This is a genomic window from Catalinimonas alkaloidigena (assembly GCF_900100765.1).
GTDB classification, from domain to species: domain Bacteria; phylum Bacteroidota; class Bacteroidia; order Cytophagales; family Flexibacteraceae; genus Mooreia; species Mooreia alkaloidigena.
In genome coordinates this window covers 36,634-58,251 of the sequence record NZ_FNFO01000014.1, presented here as the reverse complement: position 1 = coordinate 58,251, position 21,618 = coordinate 36,634, and the positions used below count along the sequence as shown (strand labels likewise).

Here is a 21,618-nt window from a genome sequence, read left to right as displayed (position 1 = left end):
GCATGGCGCCGTTCTTCCAATCGGCCGAGGCCCTGGCCCGGTGGCTCACCTCATCGCGGCCCGCCCGGTGGTTACGTACCCACTTTCCCGGCCTCTATGCATTTTTACTCCGCCGCCTGACGTGGGGACCGTTCACGGGCCTGACGCTGACGGGCTTGTGTGGTCTGCTGATCGTCAACGGCATGCTCTTTTCGGAAATGGCCGAAAACCTGGTGAACGGAGAGCCGATGGTGCAGATCGACCGACACGTCACGCAGTTTTTATTCCGCTACCGCACCCCCTTCTTCAGTCAGTTGCTCTACGGACTTACTTACGCGGCCTCCTCCTACGCCAGCATCGCCCTGACCGGCGCGATGGCGCTCATTGCCCTCTACCGCCGCCGCTACCGGCAAGCCATCGCCATTGTGTTGGTCATGGCCGGTATGGCCCTGTCGGTCTACTACGGAAAACAGGTCTTTCACCGCATCCGCCCCCTGGCAACGGTCGCCTATTACTCTGTCAATAGCTTTTCGTTTCCGAGCGGTCATGCGGCCACCGCCCTGGCGCTATACGGGCTAGCCGGCTACCTGCTGGCCAATACCCTAGCCGGCAGCGGGCGTGTGCTGGCATTGGCCGTCTGTACCCTTCTTGTTCTGGTGGTGGGGTTCAGCCGCATCTACCTGGGCGTCCATTTCCTCAGCGATGTGGCCGCGGGGTATCTGCTCGGGGGCAGCTGGCTCGTGCTGGGCATCATGCTGATGCGGTGGCGCAACCCGACGGAATCAACTTCTCCGTAGGTCGAGGGGCCAGGCCGGCGCCGGCTTTAAGTTTTCTTTAAAGTCGTTCCCTTCTTTTGCAGGCCTAGTTACGAACGTATGCCTTTTTATAAATCGTCCCTCTTCCGGTCTCCCGCTCCTTTGGTTATGGTCTGGCTTTGCTGGCTTTTGCCCGGCTACGGCGGGGCGCAACCGTTGGCAGATCCGGAGCCCCTCCGGCCCGGCACCCTCGAGTTTCGGTGGCAGCGGGATGTGCCCCTCCTCCTCGGCGGGGGCGGACTGGCCATTCTGGGAGAATACCTGGCGCAGGAAACGCACGCCCTCTCGCCGGATCAGCTCGCGGCCTATAACCGGGAGCAAATCAACGCGTTCGACCGGCCCGCCACGTACCGGTGGAATCCGCGCATCGCCCGGGCCAGCGATCTGGTGGCGGGTGTCGCGGCGGTGTCGCCGCTGCTGTTGCTGACCGCGCGCGACGTGCGGCGCGAGTTCATTCCGGTGCTGGTTGTGTACGCCGAAACCGCCACGGCCACCCTGGGCATCACTAACATTGTGAAAGGATCGGTGCAACGGGTCCGTCCCTACGTCTACAACCCCGAGGTGCCCGTCGCGCAGAAAAGTGTGTCCGATGCCCGGCACTCGTTCTTCTCAGGTCATACGTCCAACACGGCCGCGTTTAGTTTCCTGACGGCTTACCTGATTTCCCGCTACTCCGAACAACCCACCGTGAAAGCGGTCGCCTGGACCGGGGCCGCGCTGGTGCCCGCCACCGTGGGCCTGCTGCGCTTCGAAGCGGGACGCCACTTTCCGACCGACATTCTGGTGGGCTACGCCGTGGGCGCGGGCATTGGGGTACTCATCCCCCACCTGCATCGCTTCCAGTTACCGCCCGACCTGGAAAGCCGTCGGCTGGACTTCGGGTTGGCGGGCAATGGCCTCTATCTGGTGTATCACCTTCCCTAGCGATTTACCGTAACTTGCTCCGTATGAAAATCCTCCTGGTGGAAGACGAACCGGCGCTGCGCGACGAACTGCGGGCCTTTTTGGCCGAACAGGGATTTCTGTGCGAGTGGGCCTCCACCTATCGGGAAGGCCAGGAAAAGCTGCGACTTTACGCCTACGACGTGGTGCTGCTCGACATCACGCTGCCCGGTGGCACGGGCCTGGACCTGATGCAAGTTCTCAAGGAGGAACATCCCGAAACGGGCGTACTGATTCTGTCCGCCAAAGATTCGCTGCGCGACAAGCTGACGGGACTCAACCGCGGGGCCGACGATTACCTGACCAAGCCGTTTCACTTCGAGGAACTCAACGCCCGGCTCAACGCCCTGATCCGGCGGCGCAGTTTCCAGGGCGCTTCGCGGGTACGGTTTCAGGAACTGGCCATCGACACGCAGGCCAAAACGGTACAGGCGGGCCCCGAAACCCTGGACCTGACCCGCAAGGAGTTTGAACTGCTGCTCTACCTGGTGGTGAACAAAAACCGCGTGGTGAGCCGCCAGGCCATTGCCGAGCACCTGTGGGGCGACCATTACGACTCGGTCGACAGCCTGGACTTTGTCTACGTCCACATCAATAACCTGCGCAAAAAACTGGCGGCCGTCGGGCTGGAAGACTACATCCGCACCGTTTACGGCATGGGCTACAAACTCAGCGCGTCATGAACCTGTTGCAGCAGATCGGCCGTACCCAGTTCCGCTACGCTGCCCTGGTGCTGGTGGTGGCGGGCAGCGCGTTGTTCTTTGTGCTGGACGCGATTGTGACCGACGAGATCGACGAGCAACTGGCCCTGCGGGCCGATTACCTGTTCGCGCACCTGGAGTCTGCGCAGGCCCATCCGGACCCGTTCGTGTTGATCGAGCCGGTAGCGCCCGCAACGCCCCCCTCGGTCGTCGGGAAAGACACGGTTATGTACGATGCCTTGGAAGACGAAATGGAACCTTACCGCATGCTGACCGTGGTCCGCCCGGTCGACGGCACCGTGTACCGCATGCGCGTGATTGCCTCCCGGCTGGCGTGGGAAGAGCTGCTGACCAGCATCTTTGTGATCTTTCTCGTCATGGCCCTGCTGCTCACGCTGGGCAACGCCGCCGTCACCACCTGGAGCGCCCGCCGCCTCTGGCAGCCGTTTTTCGGGTTTCTGGAGGCGCTTCGCACCTTCTCCCTCCGCGCCCCCGCGCCGCTGGAACTGCCCGCCACGCCGGTAACCGAATTCAGTGAACTGCGCACCGCTCTGCTGACGCTGACCCAACAGGTACAGGCCGACTACACCACCCTGCGGGAATTCACCGAAAACGCCTCCCACGAGATTCAGACGCCGCTGGCCATCCTTCAGGCCAAACTGAATCGCCTGAGTCAGCATCCGGCCGTCGATGCGGCGATGGCCGACGACATTCAGGTGGCGCGCGAAGCGGCCGACCGGCTCTCCCGCCTCGGACGGAGCCTGCTGCTGCTGGCCCGCCTCGAAAACCAACAGTTCGATACCGCGCAATCCGTAGACCTGACCGGGCTTCTGCGAAAGCAACTCGAAGGGCTGGAAGAACTGTTCGAGGCCCGGCAGGTTACGCTGGATATTTCGCCCCTGCCGCACGTCGTGGTGTCGGGAAACCCGCTGCTTCTGGAGATGCTGCTCTCCAACCTTCTGTCGAACGCGCTGCGCTACACGCCCCCGCAGGGACACGTGCACCTGGCGTTGACGCCCGACGCCCTCACCATCGCCAACAGCGGCGAGGTCCTGGCGCTTCCGATCGATGAGTTGTTCCAACGGTTCCGCAAGGGCAACCCCGAAAGCAGTTCGCACGGGCTGGGCCTGGCCATTGTGCAGGAAATTGCCCGCACCCACGGATGGCAGATCCGCTACCGGCGGGAGGCAGCACTGCACACGTTTCGTACCACCTTCCGTGGTTAGGAGGATCGTTTAAAGCGCGGATGCGGAATCGCGGTCCTGGCTGCGAAACGTCTCGGCCAGCTGTTGAGCCTGTTGCAGGACATTTCTCACCACGGGACTAGCGTTGTCTTTGCGCCAGAGCGCATACAGGCTGATGGTTTGCGGCAGATCGATGAAGCGCACGCCCGGCAGGCTGCTGTACGCGTAGGAACTTGGCAGAATGGTGACGCCCAACCCTTTGGCCACCAGGCTCAGAATCATCGCGCCGAAGTCGGATTCGATGTAGACGTCGGGCTCAAACTGGTTCTCCTGAAAAAGCTGACGCAGGCAACTGGCATAAAACGTAGGGTGGTGCAGGCCCGACAAAATGAAGCGCTCCGCTTTCAAATCTTCAAGCCCCCGAAACGTATGCGCTTGCAGCGGATGGGCCATCGGCACCACCACCGAAAAGGGTTCTGAATACAGACAGACCGACGCCAGGGTCGGATTTTGGGCGGGTTCTCGCCGGAAAGCCAGGTCCATTTTGTCCTGCAATAGCAGCTGTTCCAACTGAATGTCGGTAGGTTCGATCAGCTCGATCTTGAGCTCGGGAAAGCTGTGGGCCACGCGAGCCAGCACTTCGGGCAAAAAACCGTAGGCAATGGAGCCGGGATAGCCCATCACCAGCGCACCATAGGCTCCGGCGTGCATCTTCCGGGCTTGCCGATGGATCTGATCAATCTCGTCCAGCAGAAGCTCCCACCGGTCGCGCAGAAAAGCGCCCGCGGCCGTGAGCTTCACGCTTCGCTTGGTACGCTCGAACAGCTGAACGCCCAACTCTTCTTCCAGCGACTTGATCTGTCGGCTCAGGGCCGACTGGGTGATGTACATCTTTTCGGCCGTGTGCCAGAAGTGCAGTTCGCGCGCCAGCGTAATAAAGTATCGTATTTGTTGTAGGTCCACCGCTACTGATCTGATTTGTGCATGAGTCAATCAACATTTGGCATTTTTCCGATGCTGCGCACCGCGTTCTTTTGCAGCCTAAAGTCGAATCATAATGATGATGCTGCAAAAGTACGTGCGGGAAGCGGTCGGTTGGCTGGGAGCCTTCTTTTCGCTGATGGCCTTTGCCCTGAACAGCCTGAGTATGCTCAGTAGCCAGTCGGTGCAGTACCTGGCCCTGAACATCCTGGGGAGTTTTCTGCTGATCGTGTACGCGGTGCTCAAAAAAGCCCCGGCCAGTTGGGTGCTGAACGCCATCTGGCTGCTGATTACGGCGGCCGCCCTCCTGAAGCTGTACCAAAGGATTTGAGCGGGCTTCGTCAACGCCAACCGAGCCCTTTACTGAGCCCCTCCGTAACTAGTTTGGTCCACGGCCCTGCTCACTCCGGTGGGCAGGACGCTTTGTTTTTGTAAGGACTGGAGAGATCGCAAGAGTGGGCTTTATAATTTGCAATTGCAAATTTACAATTGTAAGTTTAGAAAAAATTGATCGCTATGACCTTTGTGAGTACTTCCCTCGAGCGTGCGGACAAGTGGGACGAGATCTGCTTTCCCGTCCAGACCCGCCCCCTGGAGACGCTTCTCCCCCCCCACTACGAGCTTTTGGCGACCGACCGGCAAAAGGCCATCGTCGGAGAAGCGGCACCGGGGAAATTCCAGGTTTTTGCGTTGCAAGGAAAAGACTACAGCCTGATTCCCAACCAACTCCTCCGCGAAGTGGTCGATGCCTGCATCCCGGACTATCGGCTGGACATTCACTATACGGATCGGGGGGAATTCAGCATCACCATCATCTTGCCCCAACAAGTGAACGTGGGGCAGGAAGCGCTTTTCAAGTCGCTGATTTTCAACAACTCCTACAGCGGAAAATCTCCGTTTACCATTCAGGGTTCTACCTTGCAAGGCCAACACGGCACCCAGGCGCGCGTGAGCTACTACCGCACGGTGTGCTCCAACGGCCTGATGGGCTGGGCCGACGATTTTTCCTCGCTGACGCAATACCAGCAATGGTTGCAGGCGGGCCGATCGCCCAAAGCCCGGAAAAGCGTGGCACCCGCCGCACCGGATCTCTACAAGCGCATCTCCCACAAAAAGCTGGACTTAACCATTTTCCGGGACTTTCTTCAGGACCTCATTGCGCGGTTCATGACCCAGGAGAGTTCGGTGACGGCTCAGGTCTACGACTGGCTGGCGCAGGTACCCGCGCCCCCGCAGTTGCAGGACCTGATGGCGGAGACGGGCCTTCCCAAACAACTCTCGCGCATTGCGCTGGAACGCTTGCGCAAAGAAGAAAAGCTGTTGCGGGTCGATTCGTCCCTGTGGCTCGTGTACAATGCCATCAACTATGCGCTGCTCAACAGCCGCAGTTCACTGACCATCCGCGATCGCTACGATTTAGACGAAAAGGCCCTGCATCAGTTGGCCGCCTTGGCGCTCTAATTAGATGCGGCCAAGCCTCGTTCCTTGGTCTGCTTTTTTTAACCTTTTAACGTGTGAGGTATGGCTCGTTTACTTCTTACCACAACCGATTATTCCCGCCTGCGCAAGAGCGCGCTTCGTGCGCAGCTCTATGGTCAGGCCACCATGCCCTTGGTAACGGCCTTGCTGGATAGCGTCAACGCGGCGACCGTGATCGAACCTAGCGACATGCCACCCGACGTGGTGACGATGAATTCGGTCGTGAGAATTCGCTACGTCCACGAGAATCGCCGCCAGGACATCCGCCTGGTTTACCCTGAGGTAGCCGACGTCAGGCAACACTTCATTTCCATCTTGACCCCGATGGCCCTTTCGCTGTTGGGCAGAAAGGTGGGCGACACCCTATTCCTGGACGCGTACCCCTGCACGGTTCCCATCTGCATTGAGCAGATCGTCTACCAGCCGGAGACAGCAGAATCCTATTGTCTGTAGAACGCCTTCTTCACCATATTCTTGCAGCGCAACCCTCTGATTCAATCCGTGCCTGAAGTGCTTTTAAAAGCTTTTGATGCCATGAAACACGTCGTCATCTTCCGCAAAACGTATCGGCTGGCGCTGGGGGTGCTCCTCGTTTTCGTGCTGAGTCTGCTGGCCACCTCCCTGATTCGCCGGCACGTGCTCGCGGCCGACCGGTCGGTGATGTCCCTTTACCTGGATCGTCTGCTCCCGACCCGCGACCTGGCCTGTGTGCAGGAGCGGCTGTATCAAAACGAACTCTTGTTTCAGGAACACCTCCACGCCCCTTCGCCGGAAACGCGTCGACGCCTGGAAGCGCAGATGCAGGACCACCTGCGCGAGATGGATCTTTACATGACTCAATTCGCGCATACGTACCTGATCGACCAGGAGGTGCAGTCTCTTGCCCAGTACCTCCGCGACCTGCACCAGTACCAGCAGCAGCAACAGCATCTGTTGGCGCTGAGCAACGCCGGGCATACGCAGGAGGCGGCCCTTTTGTATGCTTCGGAAAGTCAACCGCTGTTTCAACAACTGACCCGTACACTTCAAACCCTGACTTCGCTGCAAACGTCCGAGGGACTGACGCTCTACGAAGGCTCGCATCACAAGTTACTGGAAGCCAACCTCCTGACGTACCTGCTCATCGGGGTTACACTCCTGCTGGGGGTGGCCGCGCAGGTGCTCTTGCTGGAGTCACGAGTTTTTCTGCGCACGCCTCCTAAACCCACACTGAATTGAAGGCTGTCCAGAGAAAGCCTACCGTCTCATTGAATCTACATCACCACCACGCTATGTCACACGTTTCATCATCCCCTCTTACGGTCCTTCCTTCACCACGCGTATCGTCTGTACGGCCGGACGTGACCAGGTCGTACGCCACCGGCCATATGCCTGGAAACGCGAGTATCGCCTTTGACTTGGGATGCCACAGCACGGTGGTGGCCAATCAGGAAGGGCTGCAACTCAAAGAACCGTCGCTGGTAGCGCTGTCGCCGCAATGGCCGGTCCGCGTGGGGGGCGCCGCGTTCGAGATGCAAAAACTCCCGCGCCGGCACTACCGGGTGACCAAACCGTTCTGCCAGGGCGCGGTGACCGATTCCACACTGGCATCACACATGCTTTCTGCCTTCGTAGAAAAGCTTTATCCGGGCGTGCTGCCCGCGCAGGAATTTGCCTGGGTGCTGGGCAACCTGCCGTACGAAACGACGATCCAGGAACAGGAAGCCCGGCGTCAGGTCCTGTGCAAACTAGGGGGGCAACGCACCGCCCTGGTGTACGAACCGCTGGCGGCGGCGTTGAGCTTCAGGCCCGCCCTACCCCCCGAATCCTGTGCCTTGCTCATGGACCTGGGGGGAGAAAGCGCCAAAATCACCCTCCTTTCGTTTCCCGAGATTGTTGCCCACCGCACCATTCCGGTGGCCGGTGATCGCCTGACGCAAGCCCTGCAGGAGTACGTCCACGCGGCCTACGAACTAGACATTTCCTGGGAGGCGGCCGAACAGCTGAAGCTGCACCTTGGCGCCGCGACGGAAGCCCTGACCATTGCGCCCCAGGCGTATACCCTGACGGGCCACCATATGCGGCACGGTACCCCGGTGCAGCGGACGATCCGGTACCAGGAACTGCTCTCGCCCCTGGAAGCACCCCTGCGTCTCCTCGAACAGGCGCTACAGGAAATGCTGGCCCAGGGTCCGGCCGGGATGACCGAAAAAATCGCCCGGCAGGGGATTCAGTTGACCGGAGGAAGTGCGTTGCTGCGAGGGCTTCGCCTGCGTTTGGCGACGACGTTGGGGGTGCCCGTCTCCATCCCCACGTTTCCGCTTTTTTCGGTAGCGCAGGGGTTATATTACCTGTTGCAACACCCTACCCACTACCCGGCCCTTCTGCGCTGAACTCTTCAGGTGACGGCAACGGGCGGTGTAGCGCCTACAAGACACGAGGGAGCACTTTAAAGGGGCGCTTTGGCGGCCGTATCCCGGGTGTGGCAATGCGCACAATTCCCCTTATGAGTGAGGTGATAGCCGCCGTCCACCGGACTTACGATATACTCACAGCCTGCCAGTTCAACCACCCCAAACTTGTGGGTGATGATCCAGCGAATACGCCCTTCCTCTACCGAAGGGGGCTCCACAACATACGCAGGGGCAATTTCCGAACAGGAAGCGAGCAAACAGAGTAGGCAGGGTAAGTATTTCATCGACCGAACGGAATAGAGTAGTCAAATCATTTTTACAATTGCAAATATACAGTTTTAAAAATTAGGACTCTCGAATCAGCTACCCTGGAATTAGAGAAGCTCGACGAAAAAAGCTCCTGTACGGAACCTCACATTTTGGGGCTGTCTTTTCCCACGCTACCAGCCTTTATGACACTGACGGGACGGGAATGAGCAAAGTAAGGGTAAACTGCGCTACTCAATTTTCGCGCAGTAAACAGCCTCCGTTACTTTCGATCGAGTCGATTTAGCTACCCGATTCCCAGTAACACCCTGGGTTGAATTTAACGCTTTTATGGCTACGTGGGCCGGGCCCTGCCCAACATGTAGGTCGAGGTGTTTTTGAAGGCGAGGAAGGCCGCGCATGGGAAGCATGTCCTATCTGAACGATTGCTCATCGCGAGCGATGACAACCGCCAGCCGGTGCCAGCCCTCGAACAGTCCGATGCCGTTTAGGTCGTAGTTTGTTGGTCCGACAACCTGTTGCCAACCTGTACAGGCTCAACCGAGCATGAATTCGACCACCTTACGCTAGACCGTAGGAGTGCTGATTGGTTCATCAGCGCGGCGATCGTTTGGGAGGGCGGTACGGGTAACGGCGGTTTTTAGGCAAGTTGTTGCACACCAACGCGACGCCCAACAGAATTACCACCCCGCTTAGGACCGGCATCAGCACATAGCCAAATCCCAGGTTCGTGATCTTTTCGCTGCCCAGATTGGCAATCAGGGCGGTAGCGCCCCCGGGTGGGTGCATGGTTTTGGTAATCTGCATCGCGACGATCGACAGCGCCACGGCCAGCGCACACGCCAGCCAGGCCAGTTCCGTGCCCTGAAACAGCCAGGCGACCGTTACGCCGAGGAGCGCACTGATCAGATGCCCACCCACCAGATTGCGGGGTTGGGCCAGGGGGCTGTTCGTAGCGCCGTAAATCAACACGGCCGAGGCACCAAAAGAACCGATCAGGAATAAATTTTCGGTCTGTGACAAAAAGTAGTGCTGCAACAAGCCGATGAGGCCGATGCCGATCAAAGCGCCTAAGAACGTCCACAGGTGGTCCCAGGGGTCGAGGATCGTCTGACGATAGACGATGTACCGGGCTTTCCGAAAAGCTTTTTTTGATTTCATGCCACTACAAAAACGGCGTGCGGGTGCGAAACCACAAACCTACGTAGGGTTTTGCTGGGCCACCATCGTAAAATATACGGAGGCGCCGGGTGAGATGCGCTTCCGGCGAATCGCGCAGGAGGTGACGGGACGCTCGTGACTCCCCTCCGACGTTTAGGACAGATTTGTTTCGTTTATGCGTGCGGCACGACCATCGGCTTGCGCGGCTCCCGAAATCATACGCTACCGTTCAGGAAGCTGGCAACCCGAACGGCCGAGACAGAAACGCCCCTCTCCCTCGCCGCTGACAGATGACCGCTTTAGCATATGAAATTTGCGGCATGGGTTTCCGATGAAACCCAATCACCCAAAAACATCATATACACCAAACGGATCAAACTACGCTTTTCATACATCCCACAAAAGCGTCTCTTTTGGCAGAAAATACTTCCGGACGCCGCATTTACTTCGCATGATTTTTAGCCAACCCCCTTTTACTTAACCTTTTGAGGTAGATGCGTTTACGGTATCTTTTCCCGGTGCTCCTGTGGTGGGGCGCCTGCATTACGTCTCCACTTTTTGGACAAAACTGCCTGGAGTCTACCACGAGCCTGACGGTCACGTCCACCGTGGTGTTGAATGCCTATCATCCGGGGGCGGGCAACGCGCTGGCCGGGAGCACCACGATCCGCTTGGGCGCAGAACGTGCCGGCGGGGCCAACGGTACCATTCAGGCCGGTGACCTGGTGCTCGTGATTCAGATGCAAGGCGCGGAGATTGTGCCGACCCTGCCGGACAACACGGGCAATTACGGCGACGGGCCGGGTGGACAGGACCGAGCCGGTTTTGTGACCAACCCCAACTACATCGCCGGGCAGTACGAATACGCCGTGGCGCAAAATACCCTCGGTGCGGCCGGAGGCACCCTGCAACTGCAAGCAGCCCTGACCAACTCGTATCTGCAAGAAACTACCCCCACCAGCACCATCGGGCGCAGGACCTTTCAGGTGGTCAAAGTCGCCAGTTTCTACGACCTGACGCTACAAACGGGAGGCAAAATCACCACGTACCCCTGGAACGGCACTACGGGCGGAGTCATTGCCCTGGACGTCAACCATACGTTTACGCTCAACGGCACCCTCGATGCCGACTACGCTGGCTTCCGGGGAGGATTTCGCCAGCTGAACGAGCGGACCGCCAACGATACCGGCTACCGCGGCGAAGGCATCGCCGGTACGCCCCGCCAGGTCTACGGATTCAACGACACGTTTACAGCCCTGGTCGGCACCACGGGGTTACCCCAGGGCTATCCCGGCACCACCAGCGGTATCTACGACCCGGATAAAGGCTACGGCGCACCCGGCAACGCCGGCGGATCTTCTGCCGAAGACGGGGGCGGCGGGGGCGGCGGCAACGGGGGGCGCGGCGGCGGCGGCGGGGCCTCCCCCAACTTTAACTCTTCCACCATCTCGGCGGGCGGCACGGCCCTGCGCCTGGACGCGGGCGCACGTCTGTTTTTAGGCGGCGGCGGGGGCTCTGGCGGCATAGACGACGAAACCACCAACCGGCTGGAGGTGTCCAGCGGCCGTCCCGGCGGGGGCATCATCGTCATCCGGGCCAATGCGCTTCAAGGGGCTGGTACCGGCCTGATTCGCGCACGGGGCAACCACGGCGACGACGGATCGAGCGCGGGGGCGAACACCGAAGGCAGTGGCGGCGGTGGGGCGGGCGGCACCATTGTGCTCCTTACCAGCACGGACAACCTCAGTCCCTTCACCATCGCGGCGACCGGAGGAAACGGCACGACCAGCGAAAGCATCACCGGTGGTAACGATGCCGGCGGCGGCGGCGGCGGGGGTGGTAACGTACTCCTGATCCGACGGGGCGGCACGTTTGCCTCGACGGGCACCGTGCAGGTCACCGAAGGCGCGGGTGGCCAGAACGGGACGGGCAGCTACGCCAGTGGGGGTGTGGGCGGTTTGCAGATCTTAACGTCTCCCCCGGCCTCCAACCTCGACTGCGCGCTGATCAACTTACCCGATGCGGCACCGGGAGGCATTCCGGCGGCCAGCCTCATCATCTGGCTGCGGGCTGACCAGGCCGTCACCTACAACGGCTCACAGCAGGTTTCACGCTGGACCGGCCAGAGCGGCGGCGCTTATCCGTTTACGACGACCGCGCTCACGACCCTCGGCACCACGCCGGACTACATCGCGGCGGCCACCAACACGGCTTTCAACTTCAACCCGTCCATTGCGTTTCGCAACCCGTCCGACTACCTGGGCGTACCCGAGATCAACAACTTTCCTACCGCGAACCTCTCCTACTTTGCCGTCACGCAGACCGCCGACAACGTCAACCGTCAGACCGTGGCCTCGTACCTGGCCCCGTCGGCCACTTCCGGCGACGACCACGATTTTCACCTGGAACTTACTGCCAACCAAGTGCAGCAAACCTTTAAACTGGGTCGCCAGCTTATCCACCCCACCGAGGTACGTGACGGCCGCACGCGGATTCTGGCCGGTGCGTACCGCAACGATGGCGGAGCCGCAGGGGTAGACAGCGAACTGCGCCTCGATTACCAGGCCCCTACGACAGCCAACTTAAACGCCGGCAACCTGCGGCAGTCCGGCGCGCTGGTGTTGGGTCAGGACCTGGACAACCTCACTTCAGGAGGTTTTAGCGCCACCGAGCGCTTTCGCGGGGAGATGGCCGAATTTATTCTGGTAGACATCACGCTGACCACCGTACAGCAACAGAAAGTGTCTACGTACCTGGCCATTAAGTACGGCGTCTCGCTTCCGGGTGCTAACTACCTGAACTCGGCGGGAGACGTTATTTTCCCGGGAAGCACCGAAACGACTTACAACCGGAATGTGGCCGGCATTGGCCGGGACGACGCTTCCCGGCTCCTCCAGCGGAAATCCAGAAGCATCCAGAATGACGCGCGCCTCACGGTAGAAACCAGCGCCTTCGCAATGGATCGGCAGTTTTCGGTCTGGGGCCATAACGGTGGTGCTCTGGCCTTTTCTACCGCCGACCTGCCGGCTGGCGTTACGCAGCGATTGGCCCGCGCCTGGAAAATGTACGAGATCAACACCCCCGGCGCGCTTGCGCTGTCGTTCGACGTATCGGGGCTCACCCTGCCGACCGGCAACCTGGTGCTGCTCGTGGACGACAACGGGACGTTTGCATCGGGAACGCAACGTCTGATTCCCGCTACGACGTATGCCGGAGGCGTCGTGACCTTCGAAAACGTAGACCTGGCCAGTGGCGAGGTATTTACCGTCGGCATCGCGCCATCGACCCCCGGAGGCGCAGCGACCGCCATGGGGCTGTGGCTGAAAGCAAACGCCGGCACCAGCACCACCACCTCCGGCGCGACGGTCGCCAGTTGGTCCGACCAGAGTGGCCGCACCAACCACGCCACTAATGCCACAGCAGCGGCACGCCCGACCTACGTCCCTAACGCAATCAACGGCAACCCGGCCCTCGATTTCGACGGCACGAACGACTACATCGGCGGTACAGCAGGAGCCTACTCGCGTTCCTACTACATTGTTCTGTCGCCCGATGCGGCCATCAGCCGTACCCTGGCCGGACAGATGCCGTTCGGCATGGGTTCTTCCGCCAACACCTACAACTACGGAGGGTTAGGCCTGGGCAGCATCACAGGCTCTTTCACCAACGAAGTCATCTTACACCTGGACGGCAGTTCGACCAACTGGCGGAGAGGCTTGACCGGCAACGCCACTTATGCAGCGGCGACGCCTTACCTGATCGCCGTGCGGGACAATGCGGCAGCCAACAGCCTGAACCTGTCCCTGAACGGGGTGAACGTCGACAACAGCCAGGTCAACAGCTTCAGCACCATCGTCAACACCGCCTACAACGTCGGCAACACCAACCCTGGCTCGTCGGGAGCGGCGGCCTTTTTCAACGGAAAGGTGGCTGAAGTGATTACGTTCACCAACCGAACGGCCGATGCAGAGCACGCACGCATTCAGTCGTATCTGGCCATCAAATACGGCCTTACCCTCGACCAGACTACCCGGCAGGACTACGTGGCTTCCAACGGCACCGTGCTCTTTCCGGCCACGCAGGTACTCCCCGACTTCAGCCTGTACGCCAACGACATTGCCGCCATCGGGCGGGACGACCTTTCGGCCCTCGACCAGCGCGCATCCCGCAGCGTCAACAGCGACGCCATCGTCACCGTGACGCATCCTACCAGTTTCACCCATAATTTCTCCTTCCTGGCCTGGGGCAACGATAACGCGGCACTGACCGAAGACCCCAACCCGACGGACGCACCCGCGAATGTCACCCGTCGTCTCCGGCGGGAATGGCGCGTGGCAAAAACCGGCACGGTTGGTCCGGTGACCCTTTCGTTCAACTTGAGCGGCCTGACGGTGACCGGCACCCGTGCGCAGGACTTCCTTCTGATGCTGGACGCCAACGGCGATTTCAGCGATGGCTTCGTCCAGACCCTGGAAGCCACCTCGTGGGCGGGCAATGTGGTCACGTTCGAAGGCGTCGACCTGGTGGACGGTACGGTCTTTACCCTGGCCACGGCCAAGGCACCCTCCAAGCCGGGAGGTGTCGCAACGGCCCTCTGGCTCCGCGCCGATGCGGGCGTCAGCTGTGCGACCGGCGGCTGCCCCGTGGCTTCGTGGCAGGACCAAAGCGGCAATGGCTACACGGCAACGGGCACAGCACCCTACCAGCCGACCGTTGCGAGCCAGGCGATGAACGGACATCAGGCCCTTCATTTCGACGGGATCAGCCAGCGGCTGACAACCAACTTCACCCAGAACCCGGCCACCGCCGCGTTTAGCGTGTTTACCGTCTCTCAACCCGAGGTAGAGGACCGGTTGCACATGCTTCTCTCGCAGAAAAACGGCGGCGGGGGGACGGGGCGCAACCTGTTGGGCTACGACAACGCTCCGGCCGGCACGCTCTACACCAACCTGGGGGGCACCGCCACCAACTCGTCCGCTACCTACACCACCACCGCGCCGGGCATCTACGGGTATACCTATGATCTCGCCACTACGTCGCAGCAGTGGTACCTGAACGGCCAGCCCGACCTCGCGGCGACCTACGCGGCGAGCAGTAGTACCGGCGCCTGGGTGATCGGTGCGAACAAAGGCGAAAGCGCTAACTTTTTGCAAGGCGCCTTGAGCGAGGTGATGGTGTTTCCCAAACGCATCTCGTCCCAGGAACTGCAACGGGTGCACTCCTACCTGGCGACCAAATACGGCATTACGCTGCAACAGGGCACCATGGATTACACCTCCTCTACCGGTACGCTTACTTATCCGGTCGACAGTGACCCCGGCTACCGTGCCTATCGCCACGACATTGCGCTGATCGGGCGCGACGATGCCACTGCCCTGCACCAGCAGTGGTCGCAATCGGTCAACACCGGCAGTGCGGTCAGCATGTTGAAAAACGAGCCGTTCACCGCCGACCAGCAGTTCATCGGTTGGGGGGATAACGGGCAGGATCTAAAGAAGGGCCAGGTGGCCGATGTGCCTTCCGGCATTGAATCGCGCCTGACCCGGGTATGGAAGGTCAGCACCACCAACCAGCCCTCCGGCACGCTTGATCTGACCTTTGACCTCACGGACGTGAACGTGGGTGAGGCCAGCAACCTTCGCCTCCTCGTCGACCAGGACGGTACGTTTGAAGACGCCACCGTTGTCTCGCCCACGATCTCGCAAGCCGGAAATCGCTACACGTTTCATCAGGTTAAAGTAGCCGACCTGCCCAACGGCAGTTATTTCACCCTCGCCTCCAGCAGCCTCCAGGATACGCCGCTCCCCGTCAGGTTGCTGACGTTCGACGGCCACTACGAAGCGTCGGCTGTGCGCTTGCGGTGGGCGACCGCGACCGAAACGGAAAATGCGTATTTCGAAGTATTGCGCTCCGACAACGGGTCCGACTTCCGTCCGATCGGCCGACGCGACGGACAGGGCACGACGGCGGAGCCGTACACCTACACGTTTGCGGATTACGATGTAACGGGCGGCACCTATGTGTACCGGCTACGGCAGGTAGACTTCGACGGCGCGGTGACCTATTCGCCGCTGCTCTCCGTGCAGGTGACCGCCCCCCCGCTGCAGGCTCAGGTATTCCCCAACCCTTCGGACGGCGAGGCGATCCAGGTGGTCATCCACCACCGGGGCAAGGGTGAGGCGGTTCAGGTATGGGTAGTCAGTCCGCTGGGGGCCACCGAATGGCGCAAGGAGGTGATGCCCGTGGGTCCTCCCGCGACGATTACGGATCAACTCCCCCGGCTTTCCCCAGGGCTTCACTACCTGCACCTGCGGCAGGGGGACGCTACGGTCGTACACAAGCTCATTGTCCAGTAAGCCCACCCTCCTGAAAAGTAGGGCTTTTCAGGAGGGTTGCTTTATTTCTTCGGATCGTGATGAAGGCCCTCCTGAAGGAAGGGCTTCTCAGGACAGCCTTCACGTCACAGTCACACACTTCTTTGTAACGCTCGATTTCAGTGCGTGAGCCGATTATCTTCCCTATTCAACTCACGTTTTGCTTATTTTTGAGCCGAATAAACTCTAGATTCGGCTCATGCGGTACAATTGGCAACACCCCGACTGGCCCATTTTCAGATATGCGCTAGCGCCCCTCGAAGAAGCGCTCTTCCGCTTTGCAGAACAAACCGGGCAGGTCACCGGTCTGTTGACGCGTGTGCCGGATCATCTTCAGCTCGAAGCGACCATCGACCTCATGGTGGCCGAAGCGATAAAGACGTCGGCCATTGAAGGAGAATACCTGTCTCGCCCCGATGTGGTCTCGTCCGTCCGCAACAACCTGGGCCTCAACCCTACTCCCGAAGCCATCCGGGACAAACGGGCACAGGGCGCGGGCGAGCTGATGGCTGATGCGCGCAGGACGTTTGCCGATCCCCTCACGGCCGAAAAACTTTTTGCGTGGCACACCATGCTTCTGCGCCAGGAGCGCCACCTCCACCTCGGGGCATGGCGCACCCACGAAGAACCGATGCAAGTGGTGTCCGGCGCACTGGGGAAGGAAAAAGTGCATTTTGAAGCGCCCCCCTCCTCTCTGGTGCCTCAAGAGATGGAGCGGTTTATCCGTTGGTTCAACGAGACGGCGCCGGGTGGAAGGCATGAAATCAAAAGGGCGCCGGTGCGGTCTGCCATCACCCATCTCTACTTTGAATCCATTCACCCGTTCGAAGACGGCAACGGTCGCATCGGGCGGGTCCTGGCCGAAAAAGCCCTATCGCAAACGCTGGGGCGTCCGGTCTTGCTGAGCCTTTCCAGAACGATCGAAGCGGACAAAGCTTCGTATTACGCTGCCCTGCAAAAAGCTCAGCAGAGCAACGAGATCACGCCTTGGCTCCTCTACTTTGTGGACGTCATTGTACAGGCCCAGCGGCAGACCATCGCCCTGATAGACTTTGTGCTGGCCAAATCGCGGTTCTTCGACCGCTTCCGGTCTCTTCTTAACGAGCGCCAACGCAAGGTGGTCAAAAAAATGTTCGACGCCGGGCCGGAAGGGTTTGAAGGAGGAATGAACGCCCGGAAATACGTGTCCATTGCCAAAACTTCTAAAGCCACCGCCACCCGCGATTTACAGCAACTGCTGGCGTGGGGCGTCCTGGTACAGGCCGGCGGCGGCCGCAGTACACACTATCACCTGCCCCTCTGAACGGAACGGGGCAGCCGACTCTCCTGTACCGCTTAACGCCCATAGCCTTTTCACCACACATCAATCGTTGTTTGATGCCCCTCCCCTATCGGCAGAATCGCTCGCCACTAGGCTCGCCAACATACCTATTTCAGAACCATAAGAGCTACCTATTATCATATCATTTTTGATATGATCAATACAATAAAAACGATACAATACTATCATAAATAGTAAGCGTTAAAGGCTATTTAGAAGCCTTATAGGTATTAACACATATATCTAATTTGATATGATTGTAAATATGATAAATACAATTACAATTGCATTGATAATTGGTATACAGTAGTATTGTGGTAGATTCATCACGTATCGTTTGTCTCATGATCTATGTAGTTGCCGGCACCAAAGGGGGAACAGGAAAGTCCACCATCGCCACGAACCTGACCGTTTTGCTTACCGTCCGCGGGCGCGATGTTCTGCTCGTGGATGCCGACGAACAGGAAACCAGCAGTGACTTCACGACGCTCCGCGATACGGCCCTCGAGGGCAAAACCGGGTATACGGCGGTCAAACTCACCGGTCCTACCCTCCGCACCCAAGTACTGAATCAGAAAGAGCGTTACCAGGACATTGTGATCGACGTGGGGGGACGGGACACCGGCAGCCAGCGCGCCGCATTGACCGTGGCCGATGTGGTGTTGGTGCCCTTTCGTCCGAAATCCTTTGATGTCTGGACGTTGGAAAAAGTAGAAGCGCTGATTGAGGAGGCACGTTCGTTCAATCCGACCCTTCAGGCTTTTTCGTTTTTGAACGATGCTTTCACCAACCCCGCTGTCAAAGACAACCAGCTGGCCGCCGAAGCGCTCCAGCAATCCGAACTCATCTCCTTCCTGGGCGTAATCGTCCACTCGCGCAAAGCCTTTTCTGATGCGACCTCCGCGGGCCTCGGCGTAATTGAACTGGAAAACCAGGATGCCAAGGCAATTCACGAAATCACCACCCTGTTCGATACCGTTACCAAGCTCGCCTAGCACACTTCCCTCCCGGCCTTTCCTGAGCACACTCCTCACATTTTCAAGCGCTATCTCATACCACTTATGATATGAAAAGTGGTAGATTAATCAACGTCATCGTTACTACATCTCTTACCACCTAGTTTGCTATCTTTTTGCATAGCATGCTCATATCGTAATCCTTAGGTACTTGGAACCTTTACTGGTAGGATTAATCATTGCCAAAATCTATCTTATTCCTATCATAAAAGATAGGAATCTAACACATAAAGCAATAGCATGTGTATGTATTTACTAACATCATAAATAGTATCTGTCTTAATATCATATTTCAAATCAATAAACATATATTATTCAACTTGTAGGTTAGTATATGATCTCTACCTGTATCATTATGTTACTGATCCTATGATGCATATTATTATACATAGGAATTAGCTATAGCCATTAACACTAAAAACAGTATGCTAGATCATACCATGTAGTATAGTATGACCTTCGAGTAAAACAGGAATTCGTACTGAAGAGGCAGATCTTTGTCAGAAACGCTTCGTAAACAGACAGATCTCGATATACTACGGTAGCGAAGAAAAGAATAACGACGCGAACTACTTGCCCATCCACCAGCAACAGAGAATTTGGTATGAATGAAATCCTTTCTGGTCAACCCAGAAGAGCCTATGGTTAGCAATCCTCATATCAAGACAGCATCACTAAACCTATACAATTTGATATGAAGCGTCATATTGCATACTACCTTATCCATGATGTGATTTGTAATCTTATTTGTAAACTTGTGCAACAATTGATCTGATCCATGGCACTCACTCCGAAACCTAAGCGCAAACCCGATACGCCCGCCTCGAAAGCAGACGAAGCTGAAATTGAACGTTTCATCCGCCAGGGGAGTGGCACCATTGCCGCACCGGCCGAGCCCCAGGCCACAGCTCCCGCCGCGACACCGACGGAAGAGGAGGACCCACTCCGCCAGGTACAACTGCGTCTGTACCAGAGTTTACTCGACGAACTCGATGAACACATCCGCTCGCTCTCGGTAGGCAGACGGCAAAAACGCCCGTCGCGACACCAGTGGATGGTAGACGCCATCGAAGAGAAACTGGAACGGGATTCACGCAAGCGCTAAACGGAGCAATTCGCAGAAGAGGGGAGGGCAGAAAGACTGCTGCTCTCCCCAGGCCCGAAGCTCTAGGTTACAGGTCGCTTCACCGAGCGCTACCATCATTTTCGGGCATCTACCTGATCGTATGACGGGGATGATGTCCACCGTTCCGTCTGAATGTAGGGCCTACGTGCGTTACAGGCGCATAACTAAATAATTAGTTCTCGGCCCAATTCCCTTTTTAAGGGCACGTATGCACGGTTAGACAAAGGCGGTTGACGCCGGTTTCCTCCTTCTTAAACGTGGTTGACTCTTCTTCTTTTTTAAAATTCAAAAAATCATCAGGCTTTTCTCCTTTTTATCTTTTTAATTTCTTTTCTCCTTTTATTCCTTTTACTTCACTGTAAGTTATTGACAATCAGTGTGTTATACCGACATCGGTAGACATCATCCCCGTCATCGGTAGACGCCATCCCCGTGAACGGTGGACATCATCCCCGTCATCGGTAGACGCCATCCCCGTGCATGGTGGACGTCATCCCCGTCATCGGTAGACGCCATCCCCGTGACGGTGGACATCATCCCCGTGGCCTTCATTGGAAGGTAGATGGGTGGACATCACCCCCGTGAAAGGTAGACATCATCCCCGTCGGCAATCTTGCTTTCAATTCCTACAGATGGGGTCAGAGCCGTTCCTCACAACCGGCTTACGCTTCTCTATCATTATCAAGAGGCATGGTGGACATCATCCCCGTGACAGTGGACAGGCTAAAACTATTGTCTACCAATTTGTATCTTTGGTTCTATGGCAAAGAACTCCTCACCTCCCGCCTCCGCCACGTCCCGGGAACGGGTGTGGCAAAGCAACAAACTGGTCAACGCGCGCTTCACGTTCGAACGCCTGGAACAGCGTATTTTTTTGAAGACCATCGCTACGATTAAGCAGGACGACGAAGAATTTCGCGAAGTGGAAATCGACGTCCGCGACGTCCTGGAGTATTCGCTGGGGGGGGTGGATTATCAGACAATACGCGACGCCTGTAGCCGGTTGTTGGGTAAGAAGTTTGAGATCGAGGACATTGTGACCAGCAACAACGGCGGCACCAAGCGCCGGTACCGGGGGTACGTCATCTACACCACCATGGAGTACGTGGATGGCAGCGGCAAGATCCGGGCGCACCTTTCGCCTCAGATTATGCCTTTTCTGTTGCAGTTGCGGGGTGAGTTTACCCAGGGAGGGCTCGACGAGCTCCTGAGCCTCAACAGCCACTACTCGTACCGCATCTACTGGCTACTGAAACAGCACGTCGGGCTAGGGGGGGTGCGCGAGATCGAAATTGAGGAGCTCAAGCGGATGTTCAAGCTGGAGAATCAGTACAACCGGTTTGTCGATTTTCGCAAGCGGGTGATCGACCAGGCCCAGCGCGAACTAGCCCATACGTCCATGGCCTTCGATTACGAACTGATTACGCACAAGCGCCGGGCGGTTGCCATCCGGTTCACAATCAAAAAACAGCACGACCAACTGGAGCTTTTTCCTGCCGCCGCGCACGAGGAGGGGCAGCTGTTCTGGCATCCGGACAATCCGGTTTTCGACGTGCAATACGGCCAGCGGTTCGAGCCCACCGATCGGTTTCCGACCGAAGACGTGCTGCTGGCGGCCCGGATGCTGGTGACCAACGGGGTCGATGCGCAGGGATGCGAGCGGTGGTACCGTAGCATGCGGGCGGGTGAACTGACCACCAAGCAGGTCATTGCCGTGGTGCATGAGGTGAAAAAAAGTCAGGCGTTGCCGGCCAGCGGCCGACCTTCTGCCAGTCAGCTTAAGAAGCGAGGAGGCCTGATTCACAAAATGTTGTGCGACCTATCCACCTCAGAAGCCGCCGAGTAGTCCCACAAGCTTCAGATTCCTACGATAGACTCC

At 58.3% G+C, this 21,618-nt stretch carries 17 protein-coding genes; 14 read left to right on the top strand and 3 right to left on the bottom strand.

Annotated features, from left to right (window positions below; genetic code table 11):
* Window positions 1-2 precede the first annotated feature (2 nt).
* From BLR44_RS25845 to BLR44_RS25830, 4 genes are all read left to right on the top strand, one after another.
* The gene (locus tag BLR44_RS25845) at window positions 3-776 is read left to right on the top strand and encodes a phosphatase PAP2 family protein (protein ID WP_089687878.1); all 774 of its coding nucleotides are present in this window, start codon (window positions 3-5) and stop codon (window positions 774-776) included.
* A gap of 78 nt (window positions 777-854) precedes the next feature.
* Window positions 855-1,718 carry a phosphatase PAP2 family protein gene (locus BLR44_RS25840; protein WP_089687875.1) on the top strand — a complete coding sequence of 288 codons (864 nt, stop codon included), beginning with the start codon at window positions 855-857 and terminating at the stop codon, window positions 1,716-1,718.
* 23 nt (window positions 1,719-1,741) lie between these two features.
* Complete coding sequence (locus tag BLR44_RS25835; protein ID WP_089687873.1) at window positions 1,742-2,419, top strand: response regulator transcription factor; 678 nt, start codon at window positions 1,742-1,744, stop codon at window positions 2,417-2,419.
* Window positions 2,416-3,663 carry a sensor histidine kinase gene (locus BLR44_RS25830; protein WP_089687870.1) on the top strand — a complete coding sequence of 416 codons (1,248 nt, stop codon included), beginning with the start codon at window positions 2,416-2,418 and terminating at the stop codon, window positions 3,661-3,663. The genes BLR44_RS25835 and BLR44_RS25830 overlap by 4 nt, the downstream gene beginning before the upstream one ends.
* A gap of 9 nt (window positions 3,664-3,672) precedes the next feature.
* On the opposite strand, the gene BLR44_RS25825 is transcribed toward BLR44_RS25830, so the two are convergent.
* Complete coding sequence (locus BLR44_RS25825) at window positions 3,673-4,584, bottom strand: LysR family transcriptional regulator (RefSeq protein ID WP_089687867.1); 912 nt, start codon at window positions 4,582-4,584, stop codon at window positions 3,673-3,675.
* A 94-nt stretch (window positions 4,585-4,678) separates the two neighbouring features.
* Here BLR44_RS25825 and BLR44_RS25820 point away from each other — a divergent pair, with 94 nt between their 5' ends.
* The 5 genes from BLR44_RS25820 to BLR44_RS25800 all read left to right on the top strand — a co-directional run bounded on the left by BLR44_RS25820 (window position 4,679) and on the right by BLR44_RS25800 (window position 8,453).
* Entirely contained in the window at window positions 4,679-4,933 is a 255-nt protein-coding gene (locus tag BLR44_RS25820; RefSeq protein ID WP_089687864.1) for a CBU_0592 family membrane protein, read from the top strand.
* A 185-nt stretch (window positions 4,934-5,118) separates the two neighbouring features.
* Window positions 5,119-6,063, top strand: coding sequence for a hypothetical protein (locus BLR44_RS25815; RefSeq protein ID WP_089687861.1), 945 nt, complete (start codon window positions 5,119-5,121; stop codon window positions 6,061-6,063).
* A 60-nt stretch (window positions 6,064-6,123) separates the two neighbouring features.
* Window positions 6,124-6,534 carry a GreA/GreB family elongation factor gene (locus BLR44_RS25810; RefSeq protein WP_089687856.1) on the top strand — a complete coding sequence of 137 codons (411 nt, stop codon included), beginning with the start codon at window positions 6,124-6,126 and terminating at the stop codon, window positions 6,532-6,534.
* Between the two features lie 81 nt (window positions 6,535-6,615).
* Window positions 6,616-7,299: an MCP four helix bundle domain-containing protein gene (locus tag BLR44_RS25805; RefSeq protein WP_143017478.1), complete on the top strand. Its 684-nt coding sequence runs from the start codon at window positions 6,616-6,618 to the stop codon at window positions 7,297-7,299.
* A gap of 149 nt (window positions 7,300-7,448) precedes the next feature.
* Window positions 7,449-8,453, top strand: coding sequence for a rod shape-determining protein (locus BLR44_RS25800; protein WP_176956213.1), 1,005 nt, complete (start codon window positions 7,449-7,451; stop codon window positions 8,451-8,453).
* A gap of 56 nt (window positions 8,454-8,509) precedes the next feature.
* On the opposite strand, the gene BLR44_RS28745 is transcribed toward BLR44_RS25800, so the two are convergent.
* Entirely contained in the window at window positions 8,510-8,758 is a 249-nt protein-coding gene (locus BLR44_RS28745; RefSeq protein ID WP_143017477.1) for a hypothetical protein, read from the bottom strand.
* A gap of 577 nt (window positions 8,759-9,335) precedes the next feature.
* The gene (locus tag BLR44_RS25795) at window positions 9,336-9,902 is read right to left on the bottom strand and encodes an HPP family protein (protein ID WP_089687847.1); all 567 of its coding nucleotides are present in this window, start codon (window positions 9,900-9,902) and stop codon (window positions 9,336-9,338) included.
* A gap of 494 nt (window positions 9,903-10,396) precedes the next feature.
* Here BLR44_RS25795 and BLR44_RS25790 point away from each other — a divergent pair, with 494 nt between their 5' ends.
* The 5 genes from BLR44_RS25790 to BLR44_RS25770 all read left to right on the top strand — a co-directional run bounded on the left by BLR44_RS25790 (window position 10,397) and on the right by BLR44_RS25770 (window position 21,585).
* The gene (locus BLR44_RS25790; protein ID WP_089687843.1) at window positions 10,397-16,258 is read left to right on the top strand and encodes a T9SS type A sorting domain-containing protein; all 5,862 of its coding nucleotides are present in this window, start codon (window positions 10,397-10,399) and stop codon (window positions 16,256-16,258) included.
* 217 nt (window positions 16,259-16,475) lie between these two features.
* Complete coding sequence (locus tag BLR44_RS25785; RefSeq protein WP_089687839.1) at window positions 16,476-17,579, top strand: Fic family protein; 1,104 nt, start codon at window positions 16,476-16,478, stop codon at window positions 17,577-17,579.
* Between the two features lie 362 nt (window positions 17,580-17,941).
* On the top strand, window positions 17,942-18,592 hold the full coding sequence (locus BLR44_RS25780; RefSeq protein ID WP_089687835.1) for a nucleotide-binding protein: 651 nt from the start codon (window positions 17,942-17,944) through the stop codon (window positions 18,590-18,592).
* A gap of 799 nt (window positions 18,593-19,391) precedes the next feature.
* Complete coding sequence (locus BLR44_RS25775; RefSeq protein WP_089687831.1) at window positions 19,392-19,718, top strand: hypothetical protein; 327 nt, start codon at window positions 19,392-19,394, stop codon at window positions 19,716-19,718.
* Window positions 19,719-20,499: 781 nt separating this feature from the next.
* A complete protein-coding gene (locus BLR44_RS25770) occupies window positions 20,500-21,585 on the top strand; it encodes a replication initiation protein (RefSeq protein WP_089687829.1) in 1,086 nt (361 codons plus the stop codon).
* The last annotated feature ends 33 nt before the right edge of the window (window positions 21,586-21,618 follow it).

Coding starts and splice junctions, on each gene's coding strand:
- BLR44_RS25795 (WP_089687847.1), bottom strand. CDS start 9,902: ATGAAATCAAAAAAAGCTTTTCGGAAAGCCCGGTACATCGTCTATCGT.
- BLR44_RS25770 (WP_089687829.1), top strand. CDS start 20,500: ATGGCAAAGAACTCCTCACCTCCCGCCTCCGCCACGTCCCGGGAACGG.
- BLR44_RS28745 (WP_143017477.1), bottom strand. CDS start 8,758: ATGAAATACTTACCCTGCCTACTCTGTTTGCTCGCTTCCTGTTCGGAA.
- BLR44_RS25800 (WP_176956213.1), top strand. CDS start 7,449: ATGCCTGGAAACGCGAGTATCGCCTTTGACTTGGGATGCCACAGCACG.
- BLR44_RS25820 (WP_089687864.1), top strand. CDS start 4,679: ATGATGATGCTGCAAAAGTACGTGCGGGAAGCGGTCGGTTGGCTGGGA.
- BLR44_RS25840 (WP_089687875.1), top strand. CDS start 855: ATGCCTTTTTATAAATCGTCCCTCTTCCGGTCTCCCGCTCCTTTGGTT.
- BLR44_RS25790 (WP_089687843.1), top strand. CDS start 10,397: ATGCGTTTACGGTATCTTTTCCCGGTGCTCCTGTGGTGGGGCGCCTGC.
- BLR44_RS25845 (WP_089687878.1), top strand. CDS start 3: ATGGCGCCGTTCTTCCAATCGGCCGAGGCCCTGGCCCGGTGGCTCACC.
- BLR44_RS25815 (WP_089687861.1), top strand. CDS start 5,119: ATGACCTTTGTGAGTACTTCCCTCGAGCGTGCGGACAAGTGGGACGAG.
- BLR44_RS25810 (WP_089687856.1), top strand. CDS start 6,124: ATGGCTCGTTTACTTCTTACCACAACCGATTATTCCCGCCTGCGCAAG.
- BLR44_RS25775 (WP_089687831.1), top strand. CDS start 19,392: ATGGCACTCACTCCGAAACCTAAGCGCAAACCCGATACGCCCGCCTCG.
- BLR44_RS25785 (WP_089687839.1), top strand. CDS start 16,476: ATGCGGTACAATTGGCAACACCCCGACTGGCCCATTTTCAGATATGCG.
- BLR44_RS25830 (WP_089687870.1), top strand. CDS start 2,416: ATGAACCTGTTGCAGCAGATCGGCCGTACCCAGTTCCGCTACGCTGCC.
- BLR44_RS25805 (WP_143017478.1), top strand. CDS start 6,616: ATGAAACACGTCGTCATCTTCCGCAAAACGTATCGGCTGGCGCTGGGG.
- BLR44_RS25780 (WP_089687835.1), top strand. CDS start 17,942: ATGATCTATGTAGTTGCCGGCACCAAAGGGGGAACAGGAAAGTCCACC.
- BLR44_RS25835 (WP_089687873.1), top strand. CDS start 1,742: ATGAAAATCCTCCTGGTGGAAGACGAACCGGCGCTGCGCGACGAACTG.